Raw genomic sequence first — 10,653 nt, forward strand, 5'->3', positions numbered from 1 at the left:
GGTAATGGCTTTAACTACTTAGCGAACGCAGTGAGCGTTAACTCCTTTAACTTCTCTAACTTCTTAAGAAAAAGCTCTTACCGGAGCTTTTTCAACACCCACTCCATCTGCCGGTACTCCGTATCGTCAGACGTCCAATGCTCGTTTATCGGCGTGATTAATGCCTCTTTAGGGCACGTAAAGGTATTCCACACGGCGTATGAAGTGGTCGGCGGGCATGTATTATCATTGTAACCCCACGTCATGTAGACGTCGGCGGTGACGTGGCGGGCGAAGTTCACCACGTCGTAATACGCCATAGTGCGCATGTTCCGGTCGGTGAACATACCATCAACTTTATTGAAATGAGGGTATCCTCCGGTACGTCCGGCGCTGTATGCGGCCATGTCCGACAGCGCGGGATGATTGACTATGCACTGCGTTACGCGACGGTCAAGCCCCGCGGCGACGATTGCCAGCGCGCCGCCTTGGCTCCCGCCCTGTACTATCAGGTTGCGTCCGTCCCACTCGGGAAGTGCCGTCAGCAGGTCAAGACAGCGTATAAGGGAGAGATAAACGCGCTTCATGTAATATCGGTCGGGGTCTTGCAGCCCGTTATACAGATATCCGTTCTCACGCCCGTTAAACGCTTTTGTTATGTCGTCGAACGTCTCTTTGGGCAATCTCGGGTCCAAACCGTGTATCTCCATCTCCATTCTTATAAAACCGTTCTCGGCATAATACTTGTGGCGCAACGGCTCCTTGATGGTCTTTATGCCGGCTCCCGGCGGACAAAGCACCACCGGACATGAGCCTTTCTGCGCGTTCTTTGGATAGAAAAGGTAGGCGTAGACGCTCTGGTTCTGCTTGTTCAACCGTATTTTCAGCAGGTAACAGTCTATCTTGTCGGTACAATACTCTTCGGCCTTTTCCTTCGTATAGCTCAACGGAACGGCCCGCATATCCTCTATGTTCCTGTTCCAGAAGTCAATAAAGTCGGCCGGTTCACGGGTGAAAGGACGTATTTCGTCCACCGAGAAGCCTACCTTTACATGATGAACGTACTTCTTTCCGTCGACAACGGCCGACAGACGGAGGTCACGAAAGCCGGGAGTATTCCTCGTGCCCATGTCTATCACCGCCCTGCCATGCTTCATAACGACCTCGCCCTTACGGTCTGCGGCGAGCATATCGTCGGCAATTTCATAGTTTACCGTGGCGTCCTGAGGTATGCCGTACTTGTACAGTTGCACCTCTACACGCGCTTTCTCGCCTGCGCGGTAGAGCCAGTCGTCATGGTCGGGCACGGTAACCCACAGATAGTCTGAACGGTAAGGATAGTTCTCGGCAAGGCCGGCCATGCTTACGGCAACGACCATAAGCAGTAATGATAACAGTCGTTTCATGATTAAATGATTTGTTTTTCGAGGTACAAAGATAGTGAAATAATTAAGAATTAAGAGTTAAGGATTAAGAAAATGTGCATCGTTGGGGTAATGGGCAATAAGCAGAATGGAAGTAATTAGCCCGATATGCCGAATAAAACGGCAATGCATATTTTCTTAATCCTTAACTCTTAATTCTTAATTTTTCCGGCTCTTAACTCTTAAATTTCCTGCCTCCCAACTATTAACTCTTAATTCTTAACTCTTAATTTCTCCTGTATTCCTCAGGCGTACAGCCCGTGATTTTCTTGAATACGGTGGCGAAGCAGCCTGCCGTAGAGAATCCGAGCAGGGCAGATATGTCGCCTACCGACCTGTCGGAAGCCATCAGGAATTCCTTTGCAAGCTGTATGCGGCGCAGCTGCACGTACTCGCACACGGTCTTGCCGGTCTCGTTCTTGAGCATGTCGTTAACGTATTCGGCAGACATTCCGAGGCGCGGCGCGAAGCGGCCCGCCGTGGGCATCCCATGGGCCGCGGCCTGTCCGGAGGTGAAGTAATTGTCGATGAGCCTGTCAAGCTCGTCTATCGCCTCGACGTTGACATTGTGGCGGGTGATGAACTGGCGCGTGTAGAAACGGCGGCAGTAGTTGAGCAACAGCTCGATACTGTTGCAGATGATGGTCTTGCTGTATTCATCTATGCCCCAGCACAGCTCGTCGCTGATGCAGCCCAGGCAGCGGTTGATGACCTTCTCCTCGCAACACGATATGTGGAGCGACTCCTCCGGGCGGTACTTGAAGAACGAAAACTCCTTCAGGCGGGCTCCCAACGGGGTGTACATGATGAGCGTAGGATGGAATATCAGCATTTTGCCGTCGGCCGTGGCGAGGTCGACTTTCTTCGACGGGGTTACAAACAGCAATGTCCCGTCAGAATAGTCGTAATACCTGCGCCCGTACTTCTCGCTGTCGGCGGCGCGATGCTTGAACACAACGGCGTAGCAGTCGGTCTTGACCTGGCTGCCGACGCACGGGGCCAACATGTCTATGAGGCTGACAAGCGGGTGCAATGTCTCCTTATGGAAAGCGCGGTTGCATTCGCAGACGAAATTTGTCGGGTCGGCAATATTGTGCATTTTTACAAGTGATTTAATAGGAGTGATTTGACAAACGCAGTGTAACGGAACCAACATTACGGACGTAATCCGTGGCTGCCAGGCCGAGTTCCGCCACCGTCAGCATGTCCCTGGCCTGCTCGTAACACGTCTACCTGCTTTCCTCCTTGCGGTATTCGCTAGGCGTCATGCCCGTGTTGCGCTTAAAGTAGCGGTTGAAGTGCTGCGAGTACTGGAAGCCGAGGGCATAGCTTATCTCGTTGATGGTCTTGGCCGTGCCGAGCAACTGCTCCTTGGCAATGTCGATTATCTTGCCCTGGATGTACTCCTGGGGCGTCCGGCCGGTCTCCTTCTTGATAAGGTCGCCGAAGTAGTTGGGCGACAGAAAGCATTTCTCGGCAAAATACTTCACCGTAGGCAGCCCGTTGACGGCGGCCGTGTTGCCCTCGAAATACCCGTCGAGCTCCTCCTCGAACTTGGTCAGAATGTCCTTGTTGACGGTCTTGCGGGTGATGAACTGGCGCTCGTAGAACCTCATGCAATAATCCAGCAGCAGCTCGATGTTACGGCAAATCAGCTTCTTGCTGTGGCCGTCTATCGGGCGTTCAAGCTCTATCCTTATCTTGTCGAGGCAGTCCTTGTATATCGCCTTCTCCTGTTCCGACAGATGAAGGGCCTCGCGCGCCGAATAGGCGAAGAACGAATAATGGCGCATCTCCTGCCCCAACGACGTGCCGCGGATAAGGTCGGGATGGAACAGCAGGCCCTGCGATTTCGGCGTGAAGCCAGGCCTGAAATTCACCTTCACCACCTGTCCCGGAGCGAAACTCGTCACCGTACCCTCCTGGTAGTCGTAAGGCATGCGCCCGTAGGTTATGTCGCCGCAGTAAGTCTGTTTCAGGAACAGGGCGTAGACACCGTACTGGTAAGTCACTTCGCCTTTGAACGGGAATTGCTTTACGTCGTTCTCGTCGACAACCGTCACCAACGGGTGCCGCGTCTCGAGCCCCATGGCCCTGTTGTAGTCGTCGATAGAGTCAACTCTGAATATCTCTTCCATAGTCGTCACGTTTTTGTTCGCATGAATAAACCCCATTGTCTATTCCGGTGCAAAGATACGATTTATATCCGTCAACCGCCGTACATGAATTACGGATTTTGCAACCTTTATTACATTTTCAGGCATATCAACAGCAGGCATACTGCCATTACCACAGCGCGTGACAGCCATTTCTACCGCCCCGCACGGCCGTTTTTAAGGCCGCACGTAGCTGTTGCGTATGTCATTGATAACCAGCGTGTTCGCGAAATGCCGCCTTTTGGCTTGCAAAAGGCGGCATTTCAGCGCCTCGTTGACGGCCTTTCGGAAGGCAAAAGGCCGTCTATTGGAAAACGAGATTACAAAATACCATATCAGAGATATAATAAAATTAAATACTCCTGATAATCTTTCCACAAACAAGCACAAAGAAAGCAAACCTTAAAAATACACAACAAATTTAATAATCTTTTTAAATTAAAGACACTAATACTATCTAAAGATAGTTACAAGGGTTATCTTTATTTCATATTTTTGCAAAATAATGAATGATAATATCAATAAAATGTTCGGTGCACGAATTGTTGCATTGAGAAAGAAAGCGGGCATAACACAAGAAGAACTGTCTTTCCGCTGTGGAATACACCGTGCATACATGGGAACAATAGAACGTGGAGAAAAAAGCGTGACATTAGACACTGTTGTTAAAATAGCAAATGGACTGAACATAGAAATAAAAGAACTTTTTGACTTTCAACACATATGATACCAGCAAGAAATATGATAACTATTGATGACAACATCAATAAGATTGTCAAATTCATCAATGACATAATAATAACCCCAAGACAGGCACTGCTATATTGGGCAGGAATAACAAACCAGACACCAGCCGCAAAGATAGGCTACATAGGACAGCACATGGCTTCGCTTATAACTGGTGTATCCGGAACAAGGAGCGGCGCACGTGGTGATGACCTTGCAGACGGCACCGAAGTAAAATCCTGTAACAAGATTGATCAAGCAGACAAATGCAATAATTGCGGAATTAGAGTAATGCGACATGATTCTACATGTCCTAATTGCGGCAGCAATAATATCGACAGGAAGGACGATAGCAAATGGCTGTTTTCTGTCAGAGACGAATACGAACTAAACCAATACCATAATCTTGACAGAATTCTGCTGTTGCTAATGGATTATCCAGGATTCGACAACAACGACTTTTCAGATATACGCATCTCGGCTTTCGAAATATATCCGAAAGAAGAACGGATGAGAGTTTTCAACGAACTGCTTGATAACCATTATTGGAATATATATCGTCCGAAAGCTAACGAAGGAGGAAAAACCAACCCGATGAACCTTCATCCATGGTCGTTCCAGTTCTATAAATGCAATCCCTTACTCGTATTCCAATGTTTAATAAAAAACATTGACACCGATCCTCATATCCAGATAAACCAGTATGTAAAACCTGATTGTGAGCGAGGAAACAATATAAAAACACTACCCATGCCTACCTCCTTACTTAAGAAAAATGAATGGGAGATTCTATTGTCTACTGCCGACTTTCAAAATGATATCAGGCCGCTACTCTCACAGAATGTAACCGAACACGAATTTCTACAGATGAACTTTGCAGGAAAAAAGTCTATACTACCTTTTCTTGACGAAAAACTGCGCGGAATAATTCCACTAAGGAAGATTGTATCAATCAGACAAAAGAACCATTACCGCAGATAAGGCCACATAAAACTAAAGTACCAGCTTCTTGTCAAAGTACGACACGAGCTCTTCTATCCTTGAAATGGCCATGCAATGATACTCATCATTTATCTCAATGGCTATATATTTCCTGCCGGTCTGGATGCAGGAAAGCTGAGTCGTGCCGCAACCAGCAAAGGGATCTAACACTACATCACCCTCATTACTGCTTGCAAGGATTAAGCGCGTTATTAACTTTTGTGGCTTTTGGGTTGGATGATATCGCTTTTCTTTGTAAAAATCAATGTCACGCCACACATCGGTAACACCCATCTGTGGATGGAATGTTTGAGCGACCTTTGTGTAAGAACAATTAAAATGCAAAAGTTCCGACAGCTTGTTCCACAATTCCTCAGTGGGAAACTGCTCGCAAATATTATTGCCAGTATAAATGCTCCACATACCTCCGCCGTTTGACTTGACACCAAGGTAATCGTTAATTTGCTTTGCCGTAAGACCAAGAACTTTCTGTCGTGACTTTAAAAAGTCCTTAACAAACCTCTTATTGTCCTTTATCATAAACAAAATACTCTCTGTCGTATTTGGAAAAATCTTATATTTCTTCGTAGCCCGACCGCTTACCGATCTCATGCCCTTGTCTATTATTATCTGTTGGCGCAACTCAAGCCCAAAGTCGTCAAGATAAGGAACAAGTAAGGCCAACGTCCTGAAATACCCAAAACAATAGAAAGTGCCACCAACACGAAGCACCCTTGCTGCCTCCTTAATCCATGACAATGACCATTCAACGTAGTCTCTCTCCGTCTTCCACATATAGTCCCACTTCTGACTTACCACCTTCCAATAAGGCGGGTCAGCAACGATTAGATCGACACTACCGTCAGGCAGTGACGCCATCTCCTTTACGCAATCACCTAATATGCAAATATTAGTCTTCATAAAAATATTTTAAACTATGTGGAACTATACGACATGAACGAAAAATCAACACGCTTACACTATAATAAAGAATAAACAAATACATCCAACGAACAAATAATCCGTTTTGCAAAGGTACAACATTTTACGTAAACATGAGTCTTATTGGTTACTTAAATATTACAATTTCACGGTATTTCAAGGGCCGTTTTTAAGGCCGCACGTAGCTGTTGCGTATATCATTGATAATCAGCGTGTTCGCGAAATGCCGCCTTTTGGCTTGCAAAAGGCGGCATTTCAGCGCCTCGTTGACGGCCTTTCGGAAGGCAAAAGGCCGTCTATTGGAAAACGAGGGATAATCTACCGATGAACAGGGGATGTATTATCGAGCGCTCAGCGCAGGCCGAGGCGCAGCTCGTAAAAGTATTTCCACAGCGGTGCGGCCATCAGGCTCTGGCGTATCATGTCACGGCTCAACAATATGAACGCCTCCGAACGGCTTATGACGTGCACCTCGATGTCCTCCGTCCGGTCGAGATGCTGGTTGCCGATTTTCTCCACGTCAACGGCGAGAAAGCAGTGGCAAACGTTATTCATCGTACTCGTGTTGGCCGACACCGTCATTATCTCGCTCCACGAACCGTTACCGTAGCCGGTCTCTTCGAGCAATTCGCGGCGTGCGGCGGCCTCGGGCTGCTCGCCCTCCTCGCACACTCCGGCCACAATCTCCATGTCCGTCTGGCCCAGTCCGTGGCGGTATTGGCGTATGAACACCATGTCGCCGCCTGTCGTTACGGCTATTACGTTTACCCAAGTAGGGTATTCCAGCACGTAGTACTCGTCGTTCACCACGCCCGAGGGCAACTGAACAGTGTCGCGGCGGGCCGTAAGCCACGGCCGGCGGATTATGTATTCGCTCTTGAGCGTTTTCCATTTCATGTCTCGTTCCATATGTCTTTTCATTTAGAAGTTAGAGAATTTAGAGAAGTTAAAGAAGTTATTGGATGAAAGAAGTTAGAGAATTTAGAGAAGTTAAAGAAGTTATAGCCAAATGCCTTGCCGTCAAGACAAATCTCCTTGTCTGCTCGTCTCTTGTCTACTCGTCTACTGAACAAATCTACTCGTCTACTAAAACTCCGCTTTCCGTTCAAAATTCATCGTCCTGCCCGTTACGGGATGGGTAAACGTTATGGCCTCGGCGTGCAGGCAGAGACGGCCGCCGGGGTGTCCGTAGAGGCGGTCGCCTACGATGGGAACACCCAATCCGTCATGGTGGGCGCAGTGAACGCGCAGCTGGTGGGTGCGTCCGGTATGCGGAAAGAGGGCTATCCGCGTGACGTCTCCTTCCCGTTCGATAACGCGGTATTCGGTTACGGCCTCCTTGCCGTTGGCGGAATCCACCTTCTGATACGGTCGGTCGAGCGGGTCGGAACGCAAAGGCAGGCTTATCTCGCCGTGTACCGGGCAGTCGGGCACGCCGTCCAAGAGGGCGATATACCGCTTGCGTACCTCGCGTTGGGCGAATTGCGCCTGGAGCTTCTTGTACGTTTCCATGTCAAGGGCTACTATTATAAGCCCTGACGTGTCCATGTCGAGACGGTGGACGGGCGTTGCCCCGGGCTTGTCGGGGAACCTCTGGCGCATCTCTTCGAGCACCGACGTGCCCTTGGTAAGCCCCGGCACGGTCATCATTCCCGACGGTTTGTTGACCACCGCAATCCATTCGTCCTCATAGACAATCTCAAGCAGCGGCGTAACAGCAGGCTCCAGGCCGTCATTTTCAACTTCCAGGCCTTGCAACATGTGGCCGAGTATCGGCAGACACTTGCCCCGGCACGCCGGATAATACCGCAAGTGATGGCGCACTTCGCCCGCCGGCGACGCGCCCCACCAGAACTCCGCCATGCACACGGGGCGCATACGGTTGAGGTAAGCGTACTGAAGCAGCTTTGGAGCGCAGCAGTCTCCCGCTCCCGACGGCGGCACACGCTGCGGCGTTTCGACAAAGATGGCGCATAGGTCTTTGCGCTCTCCGAGGGCATTGAGCATGGAGTATTGCGAGAAAAGCCATCGTTGCAGGGCGTCGGACATCTGCCTGCGCCCTGACTTTAGCGCCGATATTTCGTCTTCATAGCCATTTACCTTGGCCTCAACGGGTGCCGCCTCGTCGGCGCATCGCCGTTTCAGGCGCTTGTATTCGGCCTTCATGAACTGGCTCTCACGTATCATCGCCGCCTCATCTTCAGGCGTAATATGTTCAGCTACGCGCCGTTTCGCCTCACGCTTGAGCTTCGCCTGGCTCATCTGCCGCCTGTAGTCGTTCAGCATTTCCATGTGTTCTTCCTTCATCTTAGCCAACTCATGCGTAGCTGCAACGTACCCGTCGGAATGCAGAATGCCGTCAATGCGCCTGTTAATAGCCGTTATATCGGCCTCATGGGTCTTGAAATAGCCGTCGGGTTGTGTCGCATCAAACACCGGCGGGACAAAAAACGGATGGTCGTTAGTGCCGCAAAGCAGTCCCGAATATGCCGCAAGGTAACCCAACTGGCCGCCGTCCGCCTCAACGACGAGCACCCCGAACATCTTGCCTCGGTCGGCATCGGCGCGCAACCCATCGTCAGCCGAGATATAAGCCTGTACCTCCTGCGCCGCCAAGAGGCACAAAGGGTGCGGCTCATAGTGGAAAGGATTGGTGAACTTGCACGGCCTTGGCAGGTCGGTATGTAACGGATGGAATTCTGTCAACATGGTGCAAAGATAATAAATGACGGCACAACGTGAAAGCGGGAACGGCTAAACAATGCCCCGTAAACACCTTTTTACCGCCAGTCAGGCGTCCGGTTATTTGCGCCTTAATCTGTTTTTAAGTTTCTGTTTAAGTGAGGTTTTCCTCGAAAGCACGGCCAGCGACACGACAAGACTGGCCGCAGCGGCCAGCAGTCCGCCGCCAACGCGCAGCCACACTGCCCCACAACATGTCGAGAAATATGCCAGCAGCCCCAGCGGCAACAGCACGGAGGCCGCGGCAACGACCTGACGTGACGGCACGTAACGGTAGCGCATACGGGCGTAGACGAGGATGATGAGCAGGTCGACCACGTTTGACAGGGTCACGGCAAGTCCCGTTCCCCACAGTCCCCAACGGTCAAAGCATGTTATAACAAGCAGCGTAAGTACCACGGCCGACACTCCCTCGATAACCAGATATGCCCTCGAGTGCCCCTTGGCGAGCGTCACGTATGCCACGGGCAACATCATTGCGCGGGCGTACATGGCCAATACGGCCACCTGAGCCATGCCCACCACGGGGGCGAACTTGCCGCTGAAGAGCAGCGGAATGAGCACAGGCAGGGCCAGAAGCATGAAAGCGAGCATGGGGGCGATGATGAGCAGCGACACCTCTATCTGCCGGTTGACGGCCAGATTGACGGCCGCCGTATCATGGTTGACGGCCGCAAGGCGCGGAAAATAGTCGGTTTCCATAGCCGAGAACACCATGCCTGCGTAAGTGACGGTAAGCATGTAGCCGGCGTTATACAGTCCTACGGTGCCGAGGTCGGCCGCCGTGTTGAGGAAAGAGCGCACCACCATCTCGGCTCCGCTGCCGAAAATGCCCGACATTACGAAAGCAACGCCGAGACGCACCATGCCCATCCCCTCGCCCAAAAGTCCAGAAGCGCCACGCAGCCTCAACGGATACAGACAGCACGAGCAGCGCATCGTGAACACGAGATTGGCCAACGCGGTGAGCAGAAGAACGGGTATTATTCCGCCGACACCGAACAGATAATACAGCGGCACAGATATAACGAGCAGCGCCGCGACCATAACCACCTGTATGCGGGCAAGCTCGCGCAGTCGGCGTGCGCCCTTGAGGATGGCCGTCTCGCCACCCGCGAACGTTGTCATGGCCACCACCGGGGCGAGCGCCATTATCTCGAGAGTATGGCTCTCGCCGTCGAACATATAGCGGTTGAGCAGCGGCGACGCCACGAGACACACCAATATGCCGAGCAGCGAGGCTACGAGGCTCCACGCCCTGACGGTCTTTACGAAGCGGACGATACGCTCCTGGTCGCCACTGTCGAAGAGTTCTGACAGATTACGTATCGCGCTGAACGACAGACCGAGGTTGGTTGCCTGTGAAACGAAGTTGGCCGCCGTGTTGAACAGCGACACCAGACCCATGCCGGCGGGGCCGAGGATAACGGCAACGAGCTTGTTGCGCACAAGGCCCATCAGTATATTAAGGCCCTGCACGCCGCCGAATATGCCGGTATATTTCAGCACATGGCCGTAACTGTTGCCGTCTTTTTCATTGTCGTTCATTAATGTATTAACGACAATCATCCAAAAATATTATTACACCGGCTACTTAAAAGAGTGCCGCCACACAACCGCACGGCAGGAACATGACAACAACCTGCAAGTCAGGCGGTCGCATACCATTACCCACATGACATCCTCGCAAAATCCAGGCGGTC

The 10,653-nt window shown here is 51.0% G+C and carries 9 protein-coding genes; 2 read left to right on the forward strand and 7 right to left on the reverse strand.

All coding sequences use genetic code 11. The annotated features are described in order from the left end of the window. Positions 1-77: 77 nt before the first annotated feature. The 3 genes from H6A34_RS11665 to H6A34_RS11675 form a co-directional block, all read right to left on the reverse strand. Entirely contained in the window at positions 78-1,385 is a 1,308-nt protein-coding gene (locus H6A34_RS11665; RefSeq protein WP_205105660.1) for an acetylxylan esterase, read from the reverse strand. A 244-nt stretch (positions 1,386-1,629) separates the two neighbouring features. Further along, entirely contained in the window at positions 1,630-2,502 is an 873-nt protein-coding gene (locus H6A34_RS11670; protein WP_205105661.1) for a helix-turn-helix domain-containing protein, read from the reverse strand. 130 nt (positions 2,503-2,632) lie between these two features. Then, positions 2,633-3,541: a helix-turn-helix domain-containing protein gene (locus H6A34_RS11675; protein WP_205105662.1), complete on the reverse strand. Its 909-nt coding sequence runs from the start codon at positions 3,539-3,541 to the stop codon at positions 2,633-2,635. Between the two features lie 523 nt (positions 3,542-4,064). Between H6A34_RS11675 and H6A34_RS11680 the strand changes: the two genes are divergently transcribed. Next, positions 4,065-4,286 carry a helix-turn-helix domain-containing protein gene (locus tag H6A34_RS11680; protein WP_205105663.1) on the forward strand — a complete coding sequence of 74 codons (222 nt, stop codon included), beginning with the start codon at positions 4,065-4,067 and terminating at the stop codon, positions 4,284-4,286. A 14-nt stretch (positions 4,287-4,300) separates the two neighbouring features. Further along, positions 4,301-5,266, forward strand: a complete 966-nt coding sequence (locus H6A34_RS11685) for a MamI family restriction endonuclease (RefSeq protein WP_205105664.1) — start codon at positions 4,301-4,303, stop codon at positions 5,264-5,266. Between the two features lie 12 nt (positions 5,267-5,278). Here the strand turns inward: H6A34_RS11685 and H6A34_RS11690 are convergent, their stop codons facing one another. The 4 genes from H6A34_RS11690 to H6A34_RS11705 form a co-directional block, all read right to left on the reverse strand. Then, entirely contained in the window at positions 5,279-6,187 is a 909-nt protein-coding gene (locus H6A34_RS11690) for a DNA-methyltransferase (RefSeq protein ID WP_205105665.1), read from the reverse strand. A 372-nt stretch (positions 6,188-6,559) separates the two neighbouring features. Then, the gene (locus H6A34_RS11695) at positions 6,560-7,117 is read right to left on the reverse strand and encodes an NUDIX hydrolase (RefSeq protein ID WP_205105666.1); all 558 of its coding nucleotides are present in this window, start codon (positions 7,115-7,117) and stop codon (positions 6,560-6,562) included. Positions 7,118-7,294: 177 nt separating this feature from the next. Further along, the gene (locus H6A34_RS11700; protein ID WP_205105667.1) at positions 7,295-8,917 is read right to left on the reverse strand and encodes an RluA family pseudouridine synthase; all 1,623 of its coding nucleotides are present in this window, start codon (positions 8,915-8,917) and stop codon (positions 7,295-7,297) included. 93 nt (positions 8,918-9,010) lie between these two features. Beyond that, the gene (locus tag H6A34_RS11705) at positions 9,011-10,519 is read right to left on the reverse strand and encodes an oligosaccharide flippase family protein (RefSeq protein WP_239480864.1); all 1,509 of its coding nucleotides are present in this window, start codon (positions 10,517-10,519) and stop codon (positions 9,011-9,013) included. Between the last annotated feature and the right edge of the window lie 134 nt (positions 10,520-10,653).

Origin of the sequence: Marseilla massiliensis (assembly GCF_016899855.1) — a bacterium.
GTDB lineage: Bacteria > Bacteroidota > Bacteroidia > Bacteroidales > Bacteroidaceae > Prevotella.

Bases quoted from the DNA above. Each gene is read 5' to 3' on its own strand.
- H6A34_RS11665 (WP_205105660.1), bottom strand. From the start codon at position 1,385: ATGAAACGACTGTTATCATTACTGCTTATGGTCGTTGCCGTAAGCATG.
- H6A34_RS11670 (WP_205105661.1), bottom strand. From the start codon at position 2,502: ATGCACAATATTGCCGACCCGACAAATTTCGTCTGCGAATGCAACCGC.
- H6A34_RS11675 (WP_205105662.1), bottom strand. From the start codon at position 3,541: ATGGAAGAGATATTCAGAGTTGACTCTATCGACGACTACAACAGGGCC.
- H6A34_RS11680 (WP_205105663.1), top strand. From the start codon at position 4,065: ATGAATGATAATATCAATAAAATGTTCGGTGCACGAATTGTTGCATTG.
- H6A34_RS11685 (WP_205105664.1), top strand. From the start codon at position 4,301: ATGATAACTATTGATGACAACATCAATAAGATTGTCAAATTCATCAAT.
- H6A34_RS11690 (WP_205105665.1), bottom strand. From the start codon at position 6,187: ATGAAGACTAATATTTGCATATTAGGTGATTGCGTAAAGGAGATGGCG.
- H6A34_RS11695 (WP_205105666.1), bottom strand. From the start codon at position 7,117: ATGGAACGAGACATGAAATGGAAAACGCTCAAGAGCGAATACATAATC.
- H6A34_RS11700 (WP_205105667.1), bottom strand. From the start codon at position 8,917: ATGTTGACAGAATTCCATCCGTTACATACCGACCTGCCAAGGCCGTGC.
- H6A34_RS11705 (WP_239480864.1), bottom strand. From the start codon at position 10,519: ATGATTGTCGTTAATACATTAATGAACGACAATGAAAAAGACGGCAAC.